Annotated in this window: 21 protein-coding genes; 8 read left to right on the forward strand and 13 right to left on the reverse strand. The window is 66.5% G+C overall.

Annotated elements, in window-relative coordinates; genetic code table 11:
* The first annotated feature begins 38 nt into the window (after positions 1-38).
* From VFY73_RS26485 to VFY73_RS26500, 4 genes are all read left to right on the forward strand, one after another.
* Positions 39-896: a helix-turn-helix transcriptional regulator gene (locus VFY73_RS26485; RefSeq protein WP_329724540.1), complete on the forward strand. Its 858-nt coding sequence runs from the start codon at positions 39-41 to the stop codon at positions 894-896.
* A 53-nt stretch (positions 897-949) separates the two neighbouring features.
* Complete coding sequence (nadA, locus tag VFY73_RS26490; protein WP_329724542.1) at positions 950-2,062, forward strand: quinolinate synthase NadA; 1,113 nt, start codon at positions 950-952, stop codon at positions 2,060-2,062.
* Between the two features lie 17 nt (positions 2,063-2,079).
* The gene (gene nadC / locus VFY73_RS26495; RefSeq protein ID WP_329724544.1) at positions 2,080-2,952 is read left to right on the forward strand and encodes a carboxylating nicotinate-nucleotide diphosphorylase; all 873 of its coding nucleotides are present in this window, start codon (positions 2,080-2,082) and stop codon (positions 2,950-2,952) included.
* Positions 2,953-3,037: 85 nt separating this feature from the next.
* Positions 3,038-3,322 (forward strand): late competence development ComFB family protein, encoded by a 285-nt coding sequence (locus tag VFY73_RS26500; RefSeq protein WP_329724546.1) that lies wholly within the window; start codon positions 3,038-3,040, stop codon positions 3,320-3,322.
* 7 nt (positions 3,323-3,329) lie between these two features.
* Here the strand turns inward: VFY73_RS26500 and VFY73_RS26505 are convergent, their stop codons facing one another.
* Positions 3,330-4,496 (reverse strand): HD-GYP domain-containing protein, encoded by a 1,167-nt coding sequence (locus tag VFY73_RS26505; protein ID WP_329724548.1) that lies wholly within the window; start codon positions 4,494-4,496, stop codon positions 3,330-3,332.
* Positions 4,497-4,571: 75 nt separating this feature from the next.
* Positions 4,572-6,215, reverse strand: coding sequence for an L-aspartate oxidase (gene nadB / locus VFY73_RS26510; protein ID WP_329724550.1), 1,644 nt, complete (start codon positions 6,213-6,215; stop codon positions 4,572-4,574).
* A 227-nt stretch (positions 6,216-6,442) separates the two neighbouring features.
* On the opposite strand from nadB, the gene VFY73_RS26515 reads away from it, so the two are divergent.
* Positions 6,443-7,423 carry a hypothetical protein gene (locus VFY73_RS26515; RefSeq protein WP_329724552.1) on the forward strand — a complete coding sequence of 327 codons (981 nt, stop codon included), beginning with the start codon at positions 6,443-6,445 and terminating at the stop codon, positions 7,421-7,423.
* Positions 7,424-7,483: 60 nt separating this feature from the next.
* On the opposite strand, the gene clpB is transcribed toward VFY73_RS26515, so the two are convergent.
* The 10 genes from clpB to VFY73_RS26565 all read right to left on the reverse strand — a co-directional run bounded on the left by clpB (position 7,484) and on the right by VFY73_RS26565 (position 18,535).
* Positions 7,484-10,075 carry an ATP-dependent chaperone ClpB gene (gene clpB / locus VFY73_RS26520; RefSeq protein WP_329724554.1) on the reverse strand — a complete coding sequence of 864 codons (2,592 nt, stop codon included), beginning with the start codon at positions 10,073-10,075 and terminating at the stop codon, positions 7,484-7,486.
* A gap of 123 nt (positions 10,076-10,198) precedes the next feature.
* Positions 10,199-11,464, reverse strand: a complete 1,266-nt coding sequence (locus tag VFY73_RS26525; protein ID WP_329724556.1) for an acyl-CoA dehydrogenase family protein — start codon at positions 11,462-11,464, stop codon at positions 10,199-10,201.
* A 24-nt stretch (positions 11,465-11,488) separates the two neighbouring features.
* Positions 11,489-11,974 carry a flavin reductase family protein gene (locus VFY73_RS26530; protein WP_329724558.1) on the reverse strand — a complete coding sequence of 162 codons (486 nt, stop codon included), beginning with the start codon at positions 11,972-11,974 and terminating at the stop codon, positions 11,489-11,491.
* Positions 11,975-12,052: 78 nt separating this feature from the next.
* Complete coding sequence (gene crcB / locus VFY73_RS26535) at positions 12,053-12,436, reverse strand: fluoride efflux transporter CrcB (RefSeq protein ID WP_329724560.1); 384 nt, start codon at positions 12,434-12,436, stop codon at positions 12,053-12,055.
* A 4-nt stretch (positions 12,437-12,440) separates the two neighbouring features.
* Entirely contained in the window at positions 12,441-12,935 is a 495-nt protein-coding gene (locus VFY73_RS26540; protein WP_329724562.1) for a molybdenum cofactor biosynthesis protein MoaE, read from the reverse strand.
* Positions 12,936-12,945: 10 nt separating this feature from the next.
* Positions 12,946-13,197 (reverse strand): MoaD/ThiS family protein, encoded by a 252-nt coding sequence (locus VFY73_RS26545; RefSeq protein ID WP_329724564.1) that lies wholly within the window; start codon positions 13,195-13,197, stop codon positions 12,946-12,948.
* Positions 13,198-13,206: 9 nt separating this feature from the next.
* A complete protein-coding gene (gene glp / locus VFY73_RS26550) occupies positions 13,207-14,475 on the reverse strand; it encodes a gephyrin-like molybdotransferase Glp (RefSeq protein WP_329724566.1) in 1,269 nt (422 codons plus the stop codon).
* A gap of 36 nt (positions 14,476-14,511) precedes the next feature.
* Positions 14,512-15,933: a threonine synthase gene (gene thrC, locus VFY73_RS26555; RefSeq protein WP_329724568.1), complete on the reverse strand. Its 1,422-nt coding sequence runs from the start codon at positions 15,931-15,933 to the stop codon at positions 14,512-14,514.
* Entirely contained in the window at positions 15,933-17,300 is a 1,368-nt protein-coding gene (locus VFY73_RS26560; protein WP_329724570.1) for a homoserine dehydrogenase, read from the reverse strand. Before VFY73_RS26560 ends, thrC begins: the two co-directional genes overlap by 1 nt.
* An 8-nt stretch (positions 17,301-17,308) precedes the next feature.
* Entirely contained in the window at positions 17,309-18,535 is a 1,227-nt protein-coding gene (locus VFY73_RS26565; RefSeq protein WP_329724572.1) for a pyridoxal phosphate-dependent aminotransferase, read from the reverse strand.
* Between the two features lie 136 nt (positions 18,536-18,671).
* Between VFY73_RS26565 and VFY73_RS26570 the strand changes: the two genes are divergently transcribed.
* Both VFY73_RS26570 and VFY73_RS26575 read left to right on the forward strand, forming a co-directional pair.
* Positions 18,672-19,064 carry an Mth938-like domain-containing protein gene (locus tag VFY73_RS26570; protein WP_329724574.1) on the forward strand — a complete coding sequence of 131 codons (393 nt, stop codon included), beginning with the start codon at positions 18,672-18,674 and terminating at the stop codon, positions 19,062-19,064.
* A 97-nt stretch (positions 19,065-19,161) separates the two neighbouring features.
* The gene (locus VFY73_RS26575) at positions 19,162-19,638 is read left to right on the forward strand and encodes a peroxiredoxin (protein WP_329724577.1); all 477 of its coding nucleotides are present in this window, start codon (positions 19,162-19,164) and stop codon (positions 19,636-19,638) included.
* Between the two features lie 75 nt (positions 19,639-19,713).
* Here VFY73_RS26575 and VFY73_RS26580 read toward each other — a convergent pair whose 3' ends face one another.
* Positions 19,714-19,884: a hypothetical protein gene (locus VFY73_RS26580; RefSeq protein WP_329724579.1), complete on the reverse strand. Its 171-nt coding sequence runs from the start codon at positions 19,882-19,884 to the stop codon at positions 19,714-19,716.
* A gap of 150 nt (positions 19,885-20,034) precedes the next feature.
* Here VFY73_RS26580 and VFY73_RS26585 point away from each other — a divergent pair, with 150 nt between their 5' ends.
* Complete coding sequence (locus VFY73_RS26585) at positions 20,035-21,702, forward strand: PhoH family protein (protein WP_329724581.1); 1,668 nt, start codon at positions 20,035-20,037, stop codon at positions 21,700-21,702.
* Positions 21,703-21,766: the final 64 nt, after the last annotated feature.

The following is a 21,766-nucleotide window of genomic DNA, read 5'->3' on the forward strand; positions in this document are numbered from 1 at the left end:
GTCCGGGTTACGATAGATTGACAAGTTCTATCGAATTCATGCCAAAGCGCTCCCAACCCGTCGCCGCCCGCAGCCGCACCAGCGTTCCGCCGCTGGACCCAATGCGTTATGCGCCCACGGCGACCAGGCCGTTGCGTGGCAAGGCCCGCCACATGGCGCACCACATGGACATCCAACCACATTGGCACAGCTGGGCACAGCTGGTGTTCTCGATGAGCGGGGCGGTACGGGTCTCGGCGCAAGGCGATGGATCGGACAGCAGCTATCTTGTGCCGCCTTCGCGGGCAGTGTGGATCCCGCCCGGCGTGGTGCATGCCGTGACCGCTGTCGAGCAAGCCGACCTGCGCACGGTGTACCTGCATGAGGGTGCGGTTCAGCAGTTGGCGGCAAGCAGCGACTGGAGCGAATGCCGCGTGCTCGACGTCACGCCCTTGCTGCGCGAACTGGTGATTCAGCTGGCCACCGCGCCGGACGGTGAAGCCGTCGACGAACCCGATCGCACCCGTGAACAAGGCATCAACACGCTGATCCTCGATGAACTGCGCCGCGCGCGCAGCGTGCAGCTGGGCCTACCCTTGCCGCGCGAGGGCCGCCTGCGGCGCGTCTGCGATGCGATGCTGGACGAGCCGCTGCGCCACGCCGACATCGAAGGCTGGGCCGCCGAAGCCGCAACCAGTGCGCGCACCCTGTCGCGCTGGTTCAGCGAAGAGCTGGGCACCAGCTACGGGCAGTGGCGCCAGCAACTGCTGCTGGCCAAGGCGCTGGCCATGGCGGCGCGCAAGCTGCCGATGAACCTGATCGCGGCCGAGCTGGGCTACGCCAGCCCGAGCGCCTTCAGCGCGATGGTGACGCGCGCCGTCGGCATGCCACCAAGCCGTTTCTTCGCCGAGGCTTGACGCCTCTTGACCCTCTTGCGGGTCGGTTTCAGGCCCCCACCTAGAATTTGCCCATGACAGAAGCCGTCTACGACTACACCCGGCAAGATGCAACCGGTGCCACCTGCACCGCGCATGCCTGGGCCAAGGTGCCGCCACCCTTGACGCGATTGCAGCGAGAAGAGCTGAAAGCCCGCGCCGCCGCGCTGCTGAAAGCGAAGAACGCGGTGCTGGTCGCCCACTACTACGTCGAAGACGACCTGCAGGACCTGGCACTCGAAACCGGCGGCTGCGTCGCCGACTCGCTCGAGATGGCCCGCTTCGGCCGCGACCATGCGAGCCAGACGCTGGTCGTCGCCGGCGTGCGCTTCATGGGCGAATCCGCCAAGATCCTGTCGCCCGACAAGCGCGTGCTGATGCCCGACCTGGACGCGACCTGTTCGCTCGACCTGGGTTGCCCGCCGGACGACTTCGCCGCCTTCTGCGACGCGCACCCGGACCGTCAGGTCGTCGTCTATGCCAATACCAGCGCCGCGGTGAAGGCTCGTGCCGACTGGATGGTGACCAGTTCCTGCGCACTGGCCATCGTGCAGCACCTGAAGGACCAGGGCCAGAAGGTGCTGTGGGCGCCCGACAAACACCTGGGCCGCTACATCCAGGAGCACACCGGCGCCGACATGCTGCTGTGGAACGGCGCCTGCATCGTGCATGACGAGTTCCGAGCCACCGAGCTGGAACTGCTGAAGGCCGAACATCCCGGCGCCATGGTGCTGGTGCACCCCGAGTCGCCCGAGGCGGTGGTCAACCTGGCCGACGTGGTGGGCTCGACTTCGCAGATGCTGAAGGCGGTGGTCGATGGCGCGGCGAAGGAATACATCGTCGCGACGGACAACCAGATCATGCACCGCATGCGGCAGCTGGCTCCGGGCAAGACATTGATCGAAGCGCCGACCGCCGGCAACTCGGCCACCTGCAAGAGCTGCGCGCATTGCCCGTGGATGGCGATGAACGGCCTGCAAGGCGTGATCGACTGCCTCGAGCAAGGCAGCGGCGAAATCCACGTCGACCCCGTTGTCGGCCGGGCTGCGGTGCGCTGCATCGACCGAATGCTCGACTTCGTCGCCAAGAACCCGAGCGCACTGGCGCCACGGGTTCAGGGCATGGTGCGCGGCATCGGCGCCGCCTGATTCTTATCCCCTCACCCATGTTCGACCACGACGAAACACTGGAAGAAGCGCGCGCGCGCAATGTTCGTGATGCGCTGTTCGAAGACATCGGCCGCGCCGATTGGACAGGCTTGCTCGTACCCGCCGGCCGCCGCGTGCATGCCCGCGTGACCGTGCGCGAAGGGGCCGTGCTGTGCGGCCGCGACTGGTTCGATGCCTGCCTGCACGCACTCGACGCCCAGGGCCGCGTCGATTGGCACTACGACGAGGGCGCGATGATGAGCGCCGACACGGCAGTCTGCGAGATCGAAGCCGACGCCCGCGCGCTGCTGTCGGCCGAGCGACCGGCGTTGAACTTTCTTCAGCTGCTGTCCGCCACGGCCACGATCACCCGTCGCCACGTCGATGCGATCCAAGGCGCGTCGCCAAACCCACGCGGCTGTGCGGTGCTGGACACGCGCAAGACCATCCCCGGCCTGCGCCAGGCGCAGAAATACGCGGTGCGAGCGGGCGGCGGCCAGAACCAGCGGCTCGCGCTGTGGCACGGTATCCTGATCAAGGAGAACCACATCGCCGCGGCCGGCGGCATTGGGCAGGTGCTGCGCAATGCCCGCGAGCTGAATGCCGGCGTCGAGATCCAGATCGAGGTCGAGTCGCTGGCTCAGTTGCAGGAAGCGCTCGACAACGGCGCGACCAGTGTCTTGCTGGACAACTTCAGTCCGGCACTGATGAAAGACGCGGTCGCCCTGGCAGCCAACCGCGCGCTGCTCGAAGCCTCGGGCGGCATCACGCTCGAAGGCCTGCGCGAGATCGCCGCCACCGGCGTCGACCGCATTTCGATCGGCAAGCTGACCAAGGATGTGATCGCGATCGACTACTCGATGCGCGTGCTCGATCGACTGGACGCCTGAAATATCACGCTATCCCGATGGACCAACGCCAGCCGCCCAGGTGACACTGCCAACTTGTTCGACCCTGGCTCAACCCACACGACGCATGGACTCCGCTTCGATCCACAACTTCTACGAGAACGTCGTGTTCTCTGCCGTGCAAGAGCAGGCGAGCAACTACCCTCACCTGCAGGCCAACAGCGACACCCTGGCGGATATCGCCTGTGTCGCGTTGAATCGGCTGCCGCCACGCTACATCCGCCACGACGTCGACTTCGCGTTCTTCCAGACCGAGCATGAACGTGCCGAGTCGGAGCGGGCGGTGCAGGAAGCAGTGGAATTCGCCTTCGGCTTCGTCCAGGCGCGCAACGCAATGCGCGCACGCCGGTAGACAGCCCCTAACGCACCAGGCCGTAGACCCGCTCCGGCAGCACACGCGACAAGCCTTTGCGCTCGCCGGCCGCGCCGGTGATGGCGAACTCGGGCTTGGCGGTGTCACGAAGCGAGGTGCCGGCCACCGGCTGGCCCGCGGTGTTGGTCAAGCTGGCTACGATCGGTGTGGTGGCGCTGGCGCCGCGGCGGGCCACGACGCCAATCTCGCCGTTCTTCAACACCACCAGATCACCCGGTGGGTACAGCCCTATCGCCTTGATCATGCCGGTGGCAATCGGGCTGCCCTGTTCGTCCTGGAACAGCTGCCGCACCGCTGCTTGAATGGGCACCGCCGGGCGAAACGCCCGAGCGCTGATCTTGGCGGTGAAGACATCGACCACGCGCAACGCGTGCGACATCTCGCTCGTGGCTGCGGTGCCTTGCGGGTAGCCGGTGCCGTCTGACCGCTCGTGGTGCTCGCGCACGATGGTCAGCCAGTCGACATCGTCGACTCCGGCCGCCTGCAGCAGCGCTGCCGACGCTTCCGGGTGCGCGCGAATGGTCTGTTTCTGGCGCCCCGTTGGCGGGTCCGGTTGAACCGCCATATGCGCCTGCAGTTCCTGGATCGAGACGTTCATCGTCAACGCCCCCAGCACCAGCAACAATTGCTGCTCCACCGACCAGGCGAGCTGGCGACCCAACACCACGGCCAGGGTGGCGGCGTGCAGCGCATGGGTGAGGGCATACAGGGCAAACCGTTGTTCGGACGGACGGATGGTGACGAACAGTGCGATGTCGACGTCGCGCTCGATCTGGCTCAGCACGCTGCGCCCGAGCGCCTCCAGCTCCGCGGCGCAGGGCATGCCGGCGTGGACCTTCCGCAGCAGGGCGTCCAGCTCCCAGACCAGCTTCTCCCAGCGGTCGAACAGCGAAGGTTCGCGGTAGGTCGACATCAGCGGGTCACCCCCACCTGCGCGGGCTGCCTGGCGCTCGCGCCGCACGGTGGCGGCCTGTTCACCGTCGACCCAGGCGCCGCGTTCGAGCAGCATCGCCAACTGGGTGTCGCCGACGATCACCTGGCCGGCCGCCAGCAGACGGCGGCCGAACTCGTCGTGCACGTGGAAGGGCAAAGGTTGGCCGATGACGACCAGATCCTTGACGGTGACGAGCGGCGCACGCTGCGCTTGACTCATGGGCGGTGCCCCCTGGCCCGTCGGAGACGAGCCCCACTCTCAGTATGTAGCCGATGTGGCGGCCGTCGGCAAGCCTCAATGCGGGCTGCTGCGTGCGGGGCGCGTCAACACCGTGGGGAAGCTCACGGGCAAAGTCAACGGAAAGTCGCGGCTGTAGTGCAGGCCCCGGCTCTCGTGCCGCACCAGCGCCGAGCGCACGATCAGCTCGGCACACTCGACGAGGTTGCGCAGCTCCAGCAAGTCACGAGTAACGCGGAAGTTGGCGTAGTAGTCGTCGATCTCGCTGCGCAGCAGTTCGATGCGATGCAGCGCGCGCTCCAGCCGCTTGGTCGTTCGCACGATGCCGACGTAGTTCCACATCAGCAGGCGCAGCTCGTCCCAGTTGTGCGAGATCACGACCTGCTCGTCGGCGCTTTCGACCAGGCTTTCGTCCCACGCCGGCACGGGTGGAACGGCCTGTGTTTCGCTGCGCAGGATCGAGCCGGCGCAGGTGCGGCCGATCACCACGCATTCGAGCAACGAGTTGCTGGCCAGCCGGTTGGCGCCATGCAGCCCGGTGTAGGTGGCCTCACCCACCGCGTAGAGCCCCGGCAGGTCGCTGCGGCCTTCGAGGTCGGTCACCACGCCGCCGCAGGTGTAGTGCGCCGCCGGCACCACCGGGATGGGCTGACGCGCGATGTCGATGCCCAGCGTCAGGCAACGCGCGTGGATGGTCGGGAAGTGCTCCTTCAGGAAGGCTTCGCCCAGGTGCGTGGCATCGAGCCACACATGGTCGACGCCATGCTTCTTCATCTCGAAGTCGATGGCTCGGGCGACGATGTCACGCGGCGCCAGCTCGGCGCGCTCGTCGTGCGCCGGCATGAAGCGCGGGCCCCAGGGCTCTTCCGGCGTCGCGTGGCCGTTGGCCGGCAAGCGCAGGACGGCCCCCTCGCCGCGCATCGCCTCGGTGATCAGGAAGCTGCGCTCTTGCGGGTGGTACAGGCAGGTCGGGTGGAACTGGATGAACTCCATGTTCGCCACCCGGCAGCCGGCGCGCCAGGCCATCGCAATGCCGTCGCCGGTGGCGGTGTCGGGGTTCGTCGTGTAACGGTAGGTCTTGCCGACACCGCCGGTGGCCAGCACCACGGCCCGGGCCGGCAAGGTCTCGACGCGCTGGCTGTCGATGTCGAGCGCGTACACACCGTGGCAGCGCGGCGGTGCGTCTTCACGCTTCAGGTGGCGCTCGGTGATCAGGTCCACCGCCATCCAGCGCTCGCGCAGTGTGATGCGCGGCTCATCCTTGGCACGTGCCAGCAGGGCCTCGTGGATGGCGCGGCCGGTCGCGTCCGCCGCGTGCGCGATGCGGCGGACCGCATGGCCACCCTCGCGCGTCAGGTGCAAGCCCATCGGGCCCGTGGGATCCGGCGAGAACGGCACGCCCTGCGCCACCAGCCACTCGATCGCGTCGGCGCTGTGCTCGGCGATGAAGCGTGCAGCCTGCTCGTCAACCAGGCCGGCGCCGGCGTCCTGCGTGTCGCGCACATGCGATTCCACGCTGTCGTCCGAACCCAGCACGCCGACGATGCCGCCCTGCGCCCACGCCGTGGCGCCCTCACCAAGGTTGCGCTTGGCGAGCACCACGACCGGCTGTCCTTGCGACGCCAGGTGCAAGGCCACGGTCAGGCCCGCCAGGCCGGCCCCCACCACCACGACGGGGGCGGCCAGTGTCTTGTCTTGCATCGCGTTGGGAGGCTCAGGGCCGCTGCCAGGGAGCGCCCATTCTAGGAGCCGTCGCTGTTCAGTCACCCGAGTAGGCCATCGCGTTGAACACGGCGCCCTTAGAACTCGATGGCATCGGCTCCTGTGGGATCACGGTTGCGCCAGCGCAATTGCCGTGGGCGACCGAATGCCTAGATTGCGGTGGCCACCCCAGCTCCCTGGGGTGCTTCGCCAAAGGAGGATTCGGTATGCACTCCATCCCATGGAGCCGCGTGGCGGGTGCCGCGCTGCTGACATGCTCGTGGGCAGCCCAGGCGGACACCGTGACGCCCGGCGAGGTGACCTCGTGGGGCCACCAGGTCTCCGCGGAAGGTTCGTCGGTGCGCGGCCTGGCCTACGATGGCCAGCACTACTACGTGGCCGACTGCAACGACTACGTCATCGACGGCCGGCCGCGCGACAACACCGGACGCATATACATCTACGACCAGCAGGGCAAGCTGGTCAAGCGCATTCCCGAGGAGCCGCCGGTGCGCGGCACTTTCTTCCCCACCGGCGTGGCGACGGACGGGGTACGGCTGTGGACCTCGGGCTACTTTCGGCAGGAGATCTACGAATACGACGTCGCTTCGGGTGCGCTGAACCGAAAGTTCGCATCACCGGTGCGCAACGTCGTGCGGCTGGACTTCCAGGCATCGACACAGACCCTCTGGCTGACCGGCTACGGCGATCCGACCGTTTACCAGGTCAAGCTCGACGGCCGCGTGCGATCGCGCATCCCGATTTCCGGCTACGGCCCGAACGTCGCGCCGGCTGTCGACGGTCGCGGTGATCTGTGGGTTGCCGGCAACGCCATCGACGGCTCGAACCGGCTGGTGCGCTACGACAGCCGTGGCGCGGAGCTCCAGCACTACCCTGGCCCGACACCCTTTACCGGTCTGGCGACGAACATCAATAGCCGTGGAGCCGGCTACGTGATCGATCTGCAGCAGGCCTACGACCCCGGGACGGGCCGATGGCTGGTCCACTTGCAGCAGTTCAGCGTGCAGACCGTCGGCGGTCGCACGAGCGACTTGGGCGCTGTCACCGTGCAATGCGACAACCAGCGCAGCGGGCAGAGCGTCGCCGCGCATTTCGGCAGCGCGACCCACTGGAATTGCCTGGACGGCGGGCTGGCCGTTCAGAGCGGTGACCCGGTGCGGGTTCAGATCACCGGCACGGCGCCCTGAATTCCAACGCAGGCGGCCCGGCGGGATCGCTCCTGCCGGGCCGTCGTTTTGCGCTTGCGCTCAGTGGACGACGCGATCGAAGCTGAATTCGCCACCCTCGTAGCGAACCGGGATCACGTCCTTCGCGCTGAAATTGCCTTCGAGGATCAGCCGCGCCACTGGGTTCTCGATCTGCTGCTGGATCGCGCGCTTCAGGGGCCGCGCGCCGAACACCGGGTCGAAGCCAACCTTGGCGATTTCGGCCAGCGCATCCGGCGACACGTCGAGCTTCATGTCCATCTTCGCCAGGCGCGTTTCCAGTATCTTCAGCTGGATCCTGGCGATGGACTCGATGTGCTCGCGGTCCAGCGCGTGGAACACCACCATCTCGTCGATGCGGTTCAGGAACTCGGGGCGGAAGTGCTGCTTGACCTCGACCAGCACGGCATCGCGAATGTCGTCGCTGGGCTTGCCGACCATCTGCATGATCATCTGCGAGCCGAGGTTGCTGGTCATCACGATGACGGTGTTCTTGAAGTCCACCGTGCGGCCCTGGCCGTCGGTCAGTCGGCCGTCGTCGAGCACCTGCAGCAACACATTGAACACATCAGGGTGCGCCTTCTCGACTTCGTCGAGCAGCAGCACGCTGTAGGGCTTGCGACGCACGGCTTCGGTCAGCGCCCCGCCCTCTTCGTAGCCCACGTAGCCAGGCGGCGCGCCGATCAAGCGGCTCACGCTGTGCTTTTCCATGAACTCGCTCATGTCGACGCGGATCATGTGGTCTTCGCTGTCGAACAGGAAGCCAGCCAAGGCCTTGCAGAGCTCGGTCTTGCCGACGCCCGTGGGGCCAAGGAACAGGAACGAGCCGAGCGGGCGGTTCGGGTCCGACAGGCCGGCGCGGGAGCGGCGGATGGCGTCGGCCACCGCGACGATGGCCTCGTCCTGGCCGACCACGCGCTCGTGCAGCTTGGCTTCCATCTGCAGCAGTTTGTCGCGCTCACCCTGCATCAGCTTGCTGACGGGGATGCCGGTAGAACGTGAAACCACCTCGGCGATCTCTTCGGCACCGACCATCGTGCGCAGCAGCTGCGGGCCCTGGCCACCCTTGGCCTTGCCGGCCTCCTTGGCCTGCGCGTCCGTCAGCTTCTTTTCCAGCTCGGGCAACTTGCCGTACTGCAACTCGGCGACCTTGTTGAAGTCGCCCTTGCGCTTGAGCTCTTCGACGTGGAACTTGATCTTGTCGATCTCTTCCTTGACCTGGGCCGAGCCCTGGGCTGCCGCCTTCTCGGCCTTCCAGATCTCCTCGAGGTCGGCGTACTCGCGTTGCAGCTTGCCGATCTCTTCTTCGATCAGGCCAAGGCGGCGCTGCGAGCCCTCGTCGTGCTCCTTCTTCATCGCCTCGCGCTCGATCTTCAGCTGGATCATCCGGCGGTCCAGCCGGTCCATCACCTCGGGCTTGGAGTCAATCTCGATCTTGATCTTGGCCGCCGCCTCGTCGATCAGGTCGATCGCCTTGTCGGGCAGGAACCGGTCGGTGATGTAGCGGTGGCTCAGCTCGGCCGCGGCGATGATGGCCGGGTCGGTGATCTCGACACCGTGGTGGACCTCGTACTTTTCCTGCAGGCCACGCAGGATGGCGATGGTCGCCTCGACGCTGGGCTCGTCGACCAGCACCTTCTGGAAGCGGCGCTCCAGCGCGGCGTCTTTCTCGACGTACTTGCGGTATTCGTCCAACGTGGTCGCGCCGATGCAGTGCAACTCGCCGCGCGCCAACGCCGGCTTGAGCATGTTGCCGGCATCGATGGCGCCCTCGGCCTTGCCGGCACCGACCATCGTGTGCAACTCGTCGATGAAGAGGATGATTCGGCCCTCGTCGGCCGCCACTTCCTTCAACACCGCCTTCAACCGCTCTTCGAACTCGCCGCGGTACTTGGCACCGGCCAGCAGGCCCGCCATGTCCAGCACCAGTACCCGCTTGTTCTTCAGCGTGTCGGGCACTTCGCCATTGATGATGCGCTGCGCCAGGCCTTCGACGATCGCCGTCTTGCCGACACCCGGCTCACCGATCAGCACAGGGTTGTTCTTCGAGCGGCGCTGCAGCACCTGGATCGCACGGCGAATCTCGTCGTCGCGGCCGATCACAGGGTCGAGCTTGCCTTGGCGGGCGCGCTCGGTCAGATCCAGCGTGTACTTCTTCAGCGCCTCGCGCTGGCCCTCGGCCTCGGCCGAGTCGACCGGCTGGCCGCCGCGAACCGCGGTGATCGCAGCTTCGAGCGACTTGCGGGTCAAACCGTGGCCACGGACGATGCCGCCGATGTCGCTCTTGGCGTCGGCCACCGCAAGCAGGAACATCTCGCTCGCGATGAACTGGTCACCCCGTTTGGTGGCCTCTTTATCAGCCGCCTGAAGCAGCTGGACCAGATCACGACCGGGTTGAACCGGGCCGCCGCCCTGCACGCTCGGCAGGCCATTGATGGCCGTGTCCATCGCGGTTTTCAGGGCCGCCGTGTTGGCGCCTGAGCGGTCCAGCAAGGCCTTCGGGCCGTCAGGCTGGGTCAGCATCGCGGCCAGCAGGTGAGCCGGTTCGATGTAAGGGTTGTCGCGCGCAACCGCAAGGCTTTGGGCATCGGCCAGGGCTTGCTGGAAGGCGGTGGTGAGCTTGTCCAGACGCATGGTGGGGAACCTCCGTTGCCACCTGACATGGGGCAAAACGCGTACCTTTCAAGCCCGATTAGCGCGCACCCGCGCCACCGCGCGGTTGCGCCAAGTCAAGGCTGGCGCTGGCTCACCATCACGTCAAACCTGCTCGATCGCCTCGTCGCCCTCGCCCGGGTCGTACAGGCAGTCGCGGCCCAGTTGGTCCAGGCACAGCTCGGCCGTCCACGGCAGCATCAACGAGCCACAGCGTGAGTCGCGGTACAGCCGCTCCAAAGGCAATGACTTCAGCATCGATGCGCCGCCGCAGGTCCGGATGGCCAGCGTACAGACCGCGTTGGCGCTTTCCATGATGGTGTAGTGGCCGGCGAGCAGGCGCATGCGGGTGTCGGCGTCCGGATCGGGGCGGGCGTCGCGGGCCGTTTGCAGGAACAACGCCCTCGCCTGCTCGAGCATGATGCGCATCTGCGCCACGGCCTGCTGCTTGGTGGGGTACATGCGGCGCGGCACCGGCGGCATGCCCGGCAGCTCGGCCCGCAGGTACTGCACGGTGAAGTCGTAGGCTGCCTGCGCAATGCCCATGTACGGCGCGGCCAGCGTGGCAAACATGTGCGGGCAGCGCTGGCTGGCTTCGAAGTAGCGGCCTTCGGGCAGCAGGCGTGCGTTGTCGCGCACGAAGACGTCCTTCATCTCCAGGTTGCGCGACACGGTGGCACGCATGCCCAGCGGGTCCCAATCGCCACTGACGGTCACACCCGCGGAATCGGCTGGAATGGCCAGGTACAGCGCATCGGCCTGCGAGGCGCCTGGCGTGTCCAGCGTGCACAACACGCCGTAGTAGTCGGCCACGCCCGCCAACGTGGCGAAAAGCTTGCGGCCGGTGACGAGGTAACCGCCTTCCACCTTCTTGGCCAGCGTGCCCCAGGGCGCCTTGCCGGCCGACGCGGCACCGCCCTCGGAGAACGGCTGCGAATAGACCTTGCCGTGACGCACAACGCGGTCGTAGTGAACCGCGCGGTGCGCCTCCTGGTCGGCCCGCTCCGCAGCGCTCATGCCCAGCGCTTCGGCCACGGGGCCGACCCAAAGCGTGGCACAGACGTGCATATTGAACGACAACGCCGTCGCACCGCAATGGCGGCCAATTTCGGCAGCCACCAGCATGAAGGCAGTGAAATCGGCGCCCAGGCCGCCGCGTTCGCTGGGCACGCAAAGCGCCAGCAAGCCGCTGTCGCGCAAGTCGCGATAGTTCTCGGTCGGGAAGCTGGCTTCGCGATCATGCTCGGCCGCGCGTGGCGCGAAGCGGGTGCGGCCGAGTTCGGCCGCCAGCGCCACCAGCTCGCGCTGGCGTGGGGTCAACCACGCCGGGTCGCCGGCGATGTGGGGAGTGGTTGGCGTCGAGGCGGTCATCGAAGTCCTCAGGTCAAGACCTTCTCAAAGGATTTCACCAAGCAGCCGGTAGTGTCCGGCCTGGAAGACCAGTGGCGGCAAGGCAGCTTCATGTATGCGCTCGACCTGGCCGATGAACAGCACGTGGTCACCTACCGTCTGCTGGCTGCGCAACGCGCACTCCAAAACCGCCGCGCAGCCCGTCAGCACCGGTGCACCGCCGGCGCCGTCCGACCATTGGCCCTCGGCGAATCGATCGGGCACGGCACTGGCAAACCGGCGCGACAGGTTGACCTGCGCCTCGGCCAGAACGTTGATCGCGAAGTGACTGGCCTGCTGGAAGGCAGGCAGCGCCGGGCTGGCGCATCGCAACGACCAGAGTACCAGCGGTGGGTCCAGCGACAACGAGTTGAAGGAATTGGCGGTCAGGCCGATGGCTTGGCCCTGCGCATCGCGGCAGGTGGCGATGGTCACGCCGGTGGTGAATCGGCCCAGCGCATTGCGCAGGGCCTTGACGTCGAACGGCAACATTTGCCCGCGATGGTAGGCCCAAACCGGGCCGCCAATCACGGGGGCCCTAACTCGATGGGACGATGCAGCGGTGCTCGTTCACGCCCACAGCGAGCGACCCGCCCACCAGCCCAGGCCCGCGAAAACCAGCGCACCCAGCACATGGGCCAGGGTGTGCGCGAGCGCAACGCCGGGCTCGCCGCGCACCAGCAAGGCCAGCGATTCGGCCGAATAGGCGGAGAAGGTGGTCAGCCCACCGAGGCCGCCGGTGATCAGCAGCAGGCGGACGGTCTCGTTCGAATGGCGCTCGAAGGCCACCAGCCCGAAGCCGATCAGCAGCCCGCCGACACAGTTGACCGCCAAAGTGCCCAGGGCGAACGGAAAGGCCAACGGGTTCAGCCACAGGCTGATCCGCCACCGAAGCAGCGAGCCAATGGCCCCGCCCAGGGCCACCGCCAGCGCCTGCATCCAGCCGGCCTGCATCTGCTCAGGTGCCTGCGTTGCTCGCGAAGCAGCCCCACCGTGCCAGTGCGGCATCGTCGCTGACCCGGGCGTCGACCCAGCGCGCGCCCTCAGGCGTGGTCTCTTTCTTCCAGAACGGGGCCTGGGTCTTCAGGTAGTCCATCAGGAACTCGCAAGCCTGGAATGCCTCGCCGCGGTGGGCCGAGGTGACGGCCACCAGCACGATCTGGTCACCCGGCTGCAGCAGGCCGACACGGTGGATGACCCGTGCCGATTGGATCGAAAAGCGCGCCATCGCGGCGTCGATCATCGCCTCGATGGCACGCTCGGTCATGCCGGGGTAGTGCTCCAGCTCCATCGACTGGATGTCGCCTGGCGTGCCTTGCCCCCCATGGCGATCCCGCACCGTGCCGACGAAGCTGGCCACCGCGCCGACGCCCAGGTCTCCAGCGCGCAGGGCGGCCATCTCGGCACCGGCATCGAAGTCGGCGGTCTGGATGCTGACGCGCGGGGTATCCATCGCCTGATGCTCAGCCGCCGGTGACCGGTGGGAAGAACGCGAGTTCGTCGCCGTCCGCCAGCACGGCGGACTCATCGCACAGCGTCTGGTTCAGCGCCGCGCGCAGCGCCTTGTGGCGCGCCAGGCTGCTGTCGAAGGGCGCGCCGCGGGCAATCAGCTGGTCGCGAACGTCGGCAACTCGGCTGCCTTCGGGCAGCTCGAGCTGGTCCTGCGGACCGAGGGCTTCGCGCAGCGAAGCGAAAAAGCGCAAACGAACCTTCATCGCGTGCCCTCAGGCCCCCACCAGCCAGGTCAGTGGAAGAAAACGCACCGTGTCGCCCTTGGCGATCGTCTGGCCGGGCGGGTTGTCGACCAGCCCGTCCGCCCAGACGGCGGACGTCAAGACGCCCGAGCTTTGGTTGGCGAACAGCTCCAGGGCGCCCTGTTCGTTCAGCCTCACACGAAGGAACTCGCGCCGCTTGTCGGGTTTGGGCCAGTCGAAGCCGGCCGGCAAGGGCAAGGCCCGCGGCAGCGGCGCCGGCAACCCCTGCAACGCGCGCAGCACCGGCGCCACGGCGAGCAGGAAGGTGACGAAACTGGACACCGGGTTGCCCGGCAAGCCGATGAAGAGCGCTTCGCCCTTTTCGCGGTGCACCGCACCGAACGCCAGCGGCTTGCCCGGCTTGATGGCCATCTGCCACAGGTCGAGCCGGCCTTCGGCCTGCACTGCGGGTTTCAGATGATCCTCTTCGCCGACCGAAACGCCACCCGACGTGATGATCAAGTCATTGCCCTGGGCAGCACGGCGCAGCGCCTGGCGCGTGGCTTCCAGGTTGTCCGGCACGATGCCGATGTCGTCGACCTCGCAGCCGGCCGCCTCGAGCAGCGCGCGCAGCGTGAAGCGATTGGAGTTGTAGATCGCGCCCGGCGGCAGCGGATCACCCGGCATCACCAGTTCGTCACCGGTGGAAAACAAGGCGACACGCGGTCGGCGCAGCACCTGCAGCGTGGCAGCGCCGACCGACGCCGCCAGCCCCAACGCCTGCGGCGTCAGCCGGGTGCCGGCTTTCAACACGGTGCTGCCGCGCTCGACGTCCTCGCCGCGGCGGCGAATCCACTGCCCAGGCTCGACCGGGCCGGTGACGCGGATGCGCGCCCGCTCTTCCGGCGCATCGACGGCCAGCGGCTCGCACTGCTCCTGCATCACCACCGTGTCGGCCCCCGGCGGAATGGGCGCGCCAGTGAAGATGCGGGCGGCGGTGGCCGGCTCCAGCACCGTGCCGACAGCACCGGCGGCGATGCGCTGGCTGACCGGCAGGATGACCTCAGGCGCCAGATCGGCAAAGCGCAACGCGTAGCCGTCCATCGAGCTGTTGTCGGCCGGCGGCACGTCGAGCGACGAGACCACCGGCGCGGCCAGCACGCGGCCCAGGGCCTGGGCCGTGGGCACGTCTTGCGACTCAGCGATGCGACGCGCGCTGGCCACTTCGGTGAGGCGGGCAAGCGCCTCGTCGAGCGGCATCAGCGGTGGTTTGGGCGAAGGGTTGGTGGGGTCAGCCATGGCAATCCGCAGCGTACATGCAAGCCGCGCAGCGTGTCACGCCGCCAGGCCGGTGTGCTGGGCGATGTAGGTTTTTACGCGGGCAACATCCGGTGGCATCACGGTGAAGCGCTTGGGCAGTGCTTCGATGCCTGCGAGCCCCGCCGGCCGCTCGGGCTCGCGGCCCAACGCCTCGCGGATGGTCTCTGCAAACTTCGCCGGCAGCGCCGTTTCCAGCACGATCATCGGCACGCCGGCTTCGACCCGCTCGGCCGCCACCTTCACGCCGTCGGCGGTGTGGGTGTCGATCATCGAGCCGTGGTTCTCCCAGGTCGAGCGGATCGTGGCGACCCGGTCGGCGTGGGTGCTGCGGCCAGACTGGAAGCCGAAGCGGGCAATGCGCGCGAACTCGTCGGCCGACAGGCTGAAAGCTCCCTGGCGCTCGATCTGCGTGCTGAACAGCTCGCGGGTGCGGGCGCCGTCGCGGCCCAGCAGGTCGAACACGAAGCGCTCGAAGTTCGAGGCCTTCGAGATGTCCATCGACGGGCTGGAGGTCTCGTGCGTCTCGGCGCCCTTGCGCACGCGGTAAGTGCCGGTGCGGAAGAACTCGTCGAGCACGTCGTTCTCGTTCGTCGCGACCACCAGGTGCTTGATCGGCAAGCCCATCATGCGCGCCACGTGGCCGGCGCAGACGTTGCCGAAGTTGCCAGACGGAACGGTGAAGCTGACCTGCTCAGCGTTCGACTTCGTCGCCTGGAAGTAGCCGGCGAAGTAGTAAACGACCTGCGCCAGCAGCCGCGCCCAGTTGATCGAATTGACCGTGCCGATCTTCTGCGCGCGCTTGAACACCAGGTCGTTCGACACCGCCTTGACGATGTCCTGCGCATCGTCGAACACGCCTTCGACCGCGATGTTGTGGATGTTCTCGTCCTGCAGGCTGAACATCTGCGCCTGCTGGAACGGGCTCATGCGGCCATGCGGGCTGAGCATGAAGACACGCACGCCGCGCTTGCCGCGCATCGCGTATTCGGCCGCGCTGCCGGTGTCGCCCGAAGTGGCGCCGAGGATGTTCAGCTGCTCGCCGCGCCGGCCCAGTTCGTACTCGAACAGGTTGCCGAGCAGTTGCATCGCCATGTCCTTGAAGGCCAGCGTCGGGCCGTTGGACAGGGCTTCGATGAACAGGCCCGAGCCGCCAAGCTGGCGCACCGGCACGATCGCGTCGGTGCCGAACACCGCCTTGGTGTAGGTCTTGGCAGTCAGCGCCTTCAGGTCGGCGGCCGGGATGTCGTCGATGTAGAGCGACAGGATCTCGAAGGCCAGGTCGGCGTACGACAGGCCGCGCCACTTCGAGAGCGTCTCGTCGTCGACCTTCGGATACTCGGCCGGCAGGTACAGGCCGCCGTCCGGCGCCAGGCCTTCGAGCAGGATCTCGCAGAAACGCTTGGGCGTGGGATCGCCGCGGGTGCTGAGGTACTGCATCAGGCCAGCTCCTCCTTGCGGATCGAAACGATCGGCGCCAGCACGGTCTTCAGTGCCTGCATCTTCGCCTGCGCATCACGCATCCGGCCCTCGACCGTGTCGTGGGTCAGGATGATCAGGTCGGTCGACTTCTCGCCTTCGGCCGACTCGCGCTGCAGTACCGCATCGATCGAGATGTCGTGCTCGGCGAGGATCGTCGTGATCTTCGACAGCACGCCGGCCTCGTCGGCCACCCGCAGGCGCAGGTAGAAGGCGGTCACCACCTGCGACATCGGCAGGATCGGCGTGTCGGCCATCGCATCAGGCTGGAAGGCCAGGTGCGGCACGCGATGGTCCGGATCAGCGGTGTGCAGGCGGGTGATGTCGACCAGGTCGGCCACGACTGCCGAGGCAGTTGGCTCCGACCCGGCGCCCTTGCCGTAGTACAGCGTGGTGCCGACAGCGTCGCCCTGCACCACCACCGCGTTCATCGCGCCTTCGACGTTGGCGATCAGGCGCTTGGCTGGCACCAGCGTCGGGTGCACGCGCAGCTCGATGCCGTGCTCTCTGCGTTTGGTGATGCCCAGTAATTTGATCCGGTAGCCCAGCTGCTCGGCGTATTTGATGTCGATCGCCGACAGCTGGGTGATGCCTTCGACATGGGCCTTGCTGAACTGCACCGGCACACCGAATGCGATCGCGCTCATGATGGTCGCCTTGTGCGCGGCGTCGACGCCTTCGATGTCGAAGGTCGGGTCGGCCTCGGCATAGCCCAGGCGCTGGGCTTCTTTCAGCACGGTGGCGAAATCCAGCCCCTTGTCGCGCATCTCGCTGAGGATGAAATTCGTCGTGCCGTTGATGATGCCGGCGATCCACTCGATGCGGTTGGCTGTCAGGCCTTCACGCAGCGCCTTGATGATCGGGATGCCCCCCGCCACCGCAGCCTCGAAGCCGACCATCACGCCCTTGGCATGCGCCGCGGCGAACACCTCGGTGCCGTGCATCGCGATCAGTGCCTTGTTGGCCGTCACCACATGCTTGCCGGCGGCAATGGCCTCCATCACCAGCGTCTTGGCGATACCTGTGCCGCCGATCAGCTCGACGACGATGTCGATGTCGGGGTTGGCAATGATCTCGCGCGCATCGGCCACGATCTCGGCCTGGGAGCCGACGATGGCGCGCGCACGCTCGAGGTCACGGCGCGAAACGACAGCCAGTTCAATGCCGCGGCCGGCCCGGCGACGAATCTCTTCCTGGTTGCGCTGGAGCACATGGAACACGCCGCTGCCGACGGTGCCCAGGCCCATGAGGCCAACTTGAATGGGTTTGGCTTCGAACTCACGTCGCTGTGCGACATGAGTCTGCGCCGCAACACTGCGTGTTGTCATGAAATGCCTTAGGTCGAATGACGCTTGCGATAGTGGTCGAGAAAATGGGCAATGCGGCCCACGGCCTCGGTGAGGTCATCGGTGTTCGGCAGGAACACCAGACGGAAGTGATCGGGCGCCGACCAGTTGAAGCCGGTTCCCTGCACGATCAGCACCTTTTCCTCGGCCAGCAGCTCATAGGCGAACTGCTGGTCGTCCTCGATCGGGTAGACCTTCGGGTCCAGGCGGGGGAACATGTACAGCGCAGCGGACGGTTTGACGACGCTGACGCCGGGAATCTGGGTAAGCAGCGAATAGGCCAGATCACGCTGGCGCGCCAGGCGCCCGCCGGGGGCGACCAGGTCCTTGATGCTTTGGTAGCCGCCGAGTGCCGTCTGGATGGCCAGCTGGCCGGGCGTGTTGGCGCACAGGCGCATCGAGGCCAGCATGTTCAGGCCTTCGATGTAGTCGGTGGCGTGGCGCTTGTCGCCCGAGACCACCATCCAGCCGGCGCGGTAGCCGCAGGAGCGGTAGTTTTTCGACAAGCCATTGAAGGTCAGGCACAGCACGTCGTCGGCCAGCGAGGCGATGCTGGTGTGGGTCAAGCCGTCGTACAGCGTCTTGTCGTAGATCTCGTCGGCAAAGATGATCAGTTGGTGCTGGCGCGCGATCTCGACGATGCCCTGCAACACCTCCACCGGGTACAGCGCACCGGTCGGGTTGTTCGGGTTGATGATGACGATGGCCTTGGTGCGCGGCGTCACCTTGGCGCGCATGTCGGCCAGGTCGGGCATCCAGCCCGAGCCCTCGTCGCAGTGGTAGTGCACCGGTGTGCCGCCGGACAAGGCCACCACCGCGGTGTACAGCGGGTAGTCGGGCGACGGGATCAGCACCTCGTCGCCGGCGTCCAGCAACGCATTCATGCTCATCGCGATCAGCTCGGACGCGCCGTTGCCGAGGTAGACGTCGTCCACCGTCACGCCGGCGATGTGCTTTTCCTGGCAGTAATGCACCACGGCTTTTCGCGGTGCGAACAAGCCCTTGGAATCGGTGTAACCGGCCGCATGTGGAAGGTTACGGATCATGTCTTGCACGATCTCGTCCGGCGGTTCCAGGCCGAATGCAGCCACGTTGCCGATGTTCAGCTTGATGATCTTGTGGCCCTCGTCCTCCATCTGGCGTGCTTTGTCCAGCACGGGGCCACGGATGTCGTAGCCGACGTTGGCGAGCTTGCTGGACTTGGCAATGGGCTTCAAACCGGAAACTCCTCGGCGGCATATGCGGCGCCTCGACCCCGACAGGCCATGCTGCGCCGCAAAACGTACAATTTAACCATAGGCTTTTCGCGGCATCGGGTGCGTTCGCGCCCCGCGTTCAGGGCCAGGGAGCACGATGAAATTCCAACCGGATCACCTCGATGGCGTGAACGCCATTTCGAAGCTGGAGGCGGGCCGCATCTGGGTGCATGGCACCGCGTTCGAATCCAGCGTGCTGGTGCCATGGCGCGGCGAGGTACAGGCCTGGCCGGTCGATAACGCTGCCGCGCTGCAACCAGCTCATTTCGAAGCCATCGTCGGCTTTGTGCCGGAACTGGTGATCTTCGGCAGCGGCGAGCGACATCGCTTCATCTCGCCTGCGCTCTACCGGGCGCTGATCGAGCGCCGCATCGGCGTCGAAACCATGGACACGGCCGCCGCGTGCCGCACCTTCAACGTGCTGGTGCACGAGGGCCGCAAGGTATTGGGCGCCTTCGTGATGGACAAGGCACAGCCGGCCGTTTCCTAGCCGACCGGGGTAAGCCCGGACGCGAGGAAAACCTCACACTTCAATTTATAATCACGGGCTATGCCTCCCAGGGGCGCCCGCATAAGACACCACCCTCATGACGCCAGCCCTCAACAAACCCCTGCCGGAACTTGAAGCGCAAGCCACCGGAGGCGTGAAGTTCACCCACCAGGCCTTCAAGGGTCAAGCCATCGTGCTGTACTTCTACCCGAAGGACAATACACCCGGCTGCACCACCGAGGCGATGCAGTTCCGCGATCAGCACAAAGAATTCGTGAAGGCCGGCGCGGTGGTGTTCGGCGTGTCCCGCGACAACATGGCTTCGCACGACAAGTTCAAGCAAAACCTTGAACTGCCGTTCGAGCTCATTGCCGACACCGAAGAAAAGCTGTGCCACATGTTCGGCGTGGTGAAGAACAAGATCATGTACGGCAAGAAGGTCAAGGGCATCGAGCGTTCGACGTTCCTGATCGACGCCACCGGCGTGCTGCGAGCCGAATGGCGCGGCATCAAGGTCGCCGGCCACGTGGACGAAGTCCTGAAGGCCGTGAAAGACCTGAAGAAGGCCGCCTGAGCGAATCTTCAGTCCCCGCTGCACTGCAACAAAGGCCGGCTCTGCCGGCCTTTGTCGTTGGAGCGGGCCTTTTCGTCAGAACGATTTGCGGATCGCCTGGGCGAACCGGTCGCCAGGTTGCCGATCCAGTTTTGCCCGAACGATCCTGCGGATCGCCTGGGCGAAACACCCGGCAATGCCGGGTGTTTTCACGCCTGGAAACCACGCCTGGTGACGCCAGGCTGACAGGTCATCCGGGATGTGCATAATGGATTCATGCCCGAGACCGTGATGCCGAGCATTCACCGACAAAGCCGCACAGACGTCTGTGCGGCTTTTTTGTCTCCGGCAGCCGCGCACCACCGTGCACGGTCCCCAGCGCACCGCAGCTATCGAGGCCACTGAGCCCTGCCCTCCATGCCCTTGCCGAAGCCACCAGCCACCCGCGCCGCCATCCTTCCCGCCACCGCCTACGAAACCCAAGCCGCGCCGAAACTGGCGCGTCACCGAGCCCAGGCCGGCGCCACCAGCGCCGATGACGAGAGCGCCCGCCTTGCGCTGCGAAACGACAGCGCCAACGGCGTGGCGGCCCCCCCCACCCCGGTCAAGGCCAAGGCGACCACGCCCGCGCTGGCCGCTCGCAAGGCCCCCGCGGCGGAGCCCAAACCGCGAAAACCGCGCAGCACCGGCCCAGCGAAGTTGTTCGTGCTTGATACGAACGTGCTGATGCACGACCCGATGTCGCTCTTCCGCTTCGAAGAACACGACATCTACCTGCCGATGATCACGCTCGAAGAGCTCGACGGCCACAAGAAAGGCATGAGCGAGGTCTCGCGCAACGTGCGCCAGGTCAGCCGCGAACTGGATGCATTGGCCACCGACGGCCAATCCGGCAAGTTCGATCCGGCCGAAGGCATCACGCTGGCGAAAACCGGCCACCGCGAAGCTGGCGGCAAGCTCTTCTTCCAGACCACGCTGCTGGACGTCAAGCTGCCCGCCGGTCTGCCGCAGGGCAAGGCGGACAACCAGATCCTCGGTGTCGTGCAGTCGCTGCGCGAGCAGTTCCCGAGCCGCGAAGTGGTGCTGGTGTCGAAAGACATCAACATGCGCGTCAAGGCTCGGGCGCTGGGCCTGGCCGCCGAGGACTATTTCAACGACAAGACGCTGGAAGATGGTGACCTGCTCTACACCGGCGTGCTGCCGCTGCCGGCCGACTTCTGGGAGCGTCATGGCAAGACCATGGAAAGCTGGAGCCAAGGCGGCCACACCTACTACCGCATCAGCGGCCCGTTGGTGCCGGCGTTGATGGTCAACCAGTTCGTCTACCTCGAATCGCCCGGCGAGGCCCCGCTGTTCGCCCGGGTGACCGAAATCACCGGCAAGACCGCCGTGCTGAAGACGCTGCGCGACTACACCCACGGCAAGAACGCCGTCTGGGGCGTGACGGCGCGCAACCGCGAGCAGAACTTCGCGCTCAACCTGCTGATGGACCCGGACTGCGACTTCATCACGCTGACCGGCACCGCCGGCACCGGCAAGACGCTGATGACGCTGGCCGCCGGGCTGAGCCAAGTGATGGAAGACCGCCGCTACACCGAGATCATCGTGACCCGCGTCACCGTGCCGGTGGGCGAAGACATCGGCTTCCTGCCCGGCAACGAGGAAGAAAAGATGGGCCCGTGGATGGGCGCGCTGGACGACAACCTCGAAGTTCTCGCCAAGAGCGACAACTCGGCCGGCGAATGGGGCCGTGCGGCCACCAACGACCTGGTGCGCTCGAAGATCAAGATCAAGAGCCTGAACTTCATGCGCGGCCGCACCTTCCTGAACAAGTTCGTCATCATCGACGAGGCGCAGAACCTGACGCCCAAGCAGATGAAGACCTTGATCACCCGCGCCGGCCCCGGCACCAAGATCGTCTGCCTGGGCAACCTGGCGCAGATCGACACGCCTTACCTGACCGAAGGCAGCTCCGGCCTGACCTTCGCGGTGGACCGCTTCAAGGGTTGGCCGCACTCGGGCCACATCACGCTGGCACGCGGCGAACGCTCGCGCCTGGCGGACTACGCCTCCGACGTTCTCTGATCCTCAGACCGCCCCAGGCGCGCGCAGCGCCGCCTCTTTCCAGCGGCGTGCGCGGAGCCGGCTC

This window comes from Ideonella sp., assembly GCF_036277275.1.
Classification (GTDB): Bacteria; Pseudomonadota; Gammaproteobacteria; order Burkholderiales; family Burkholderiaceae_C; genus Ideonella.

Bases quoted from the DNA above. Each gene is read 5' to 3' on its own strand.
- VFY73_RS26570 (WP_329724574.1), top strand. From the start codon at position 18,672: ATGAAATTCCAACCGGATCACCTCGATGGCGTGAACGCCATTTCGAAG.
- VFY73_RS26485 (WP_329724540.1), top strand. From the start codon at position 39: ATGCCAAAGCGCTCCCAACCCGTCGCCGCCCGCAGCCGCACCAGCGTT.
- thrC (WP_329724568.1), bottom strand. From the start codon at position 15,933: ATGCAGTACCTCAGCACCCGCGGCGATCCCACGCCCAAGCGTTTCTGC.
- VFY73_RS26575 (WP_329724577.1), top strand. From the start codon at position 19,162: ATGACGCCAGCCCTCAACAAACCCCTGCCGGAACTTGAAGCGCAAGCC.
- VFY73_RS26540 (WP_329724562.1), bottom strand. From the start codon at position 12,935: ATGGATACCCCGCGCGTCAGCATCCAGACCGCCGACTTCGATGCCGGT.
- VFY73_RS26530 (WP_329724558.1), bottom strand. From the start codon at position 11,974: ATGTTGCCGTTCGACGTCAAGGCCCTGCGCAATGCGCTGGGCCGATTC.
- crcB (WP_329724560.1), bottom strand. From the start codon at position 12,436: ATGCAGGCCGGCTGGATGCAGGCGCTGGCGGTGGCCCTGGGCGGGGCC.
- clpB (WP_329724554.1), bottom strand. From the start codon at position 10,075: ATGCGTCTGGACAAGCTCACCACCGCCTTCCAGCAAGCCCTGGCCGAT.
- VFY73_RS26560 (WP_329724570.1), bottom strand. From the start codon at position 17,300: ATGACAACACGCAGTGTTGCGGCGCAGACTCATGTCGCACAGCGACGT.
- nadC (WP_329724544.1), top strand. From the start codon at position 2,080: ATGTTCGACCACGACGAAACACTGGAAGAAGCGCGCGCGCGCAATGTT.
- nadB (WP_329724550.1), bottom strand. From the start codon at position 6,215: ATGCAAGACAAGACACTGGCCGCCCCCGTCGTGGTGGTGGGGGCCGGC.
- nadA (WP_329724542.1), top strand. From the start codon at position 950: ATGACAGAAGCCGTCTACGACTACACCCGGCAAGATGCAACCGGTGCC.
- VFY73_RS26500 (WP_329724546.1), top strand. From the start codon at position 3,038: ATGGACTCCGCTTCGATCCACAACTTCTACGAGAACGTCGTGTTCTCT.
- glp (WP_329724566.1), bottom strand. From the start codon at position 14,475: ATGGCTGACCCCACCAACCCTTCGCCCAAACCACCGCTGATGCCGCTC.
- VFY73_RS26505 (WP_329724548.1), bottom strand. From the start codon at position 4,496: ATGAGTCAAGCGCAGCGTGCGCCGCTCGTCACCGTCAAGGATCTGGTC.
- VFY73_RS26525 (WP_329724556.1), bottom strand. From the start codon at position 11,464: ATGACCGCCTCGACGCCAACCACTCCCCACATCGCCGGCGACCCGGCG.
- VFY73_RS26545 (WP_329724564.1), bottom strand. From the start codon at position 13,197: ATGAAGGTTCGTTTGCGCTTTTTCGCTTCGCTGCGCGAAGCCCTCGGT.
- VFY73_RS26515 (WP_329724552.1), top strand. From the start codon at position 6,443: ATGCACTCCATCCCATGGAGCCGCGTGGCGGGTGCCGCGCTGCTGACA.
- VFY73_RS26585 (WP_329724581.1), top strand. From the start codon at position 20,035: ATGCCCTTGCCGAAGCCACCAGCCACCCGCGCCGCCATCCTTCCCGCC.
- VFY73_RS26580 (WP_329724579.1), bottom strand. From the start codon at position 19,884: ATGCACATCCCGGATGACCTGTCAGCCTGGCGTCACCAGGCGTGGTTT.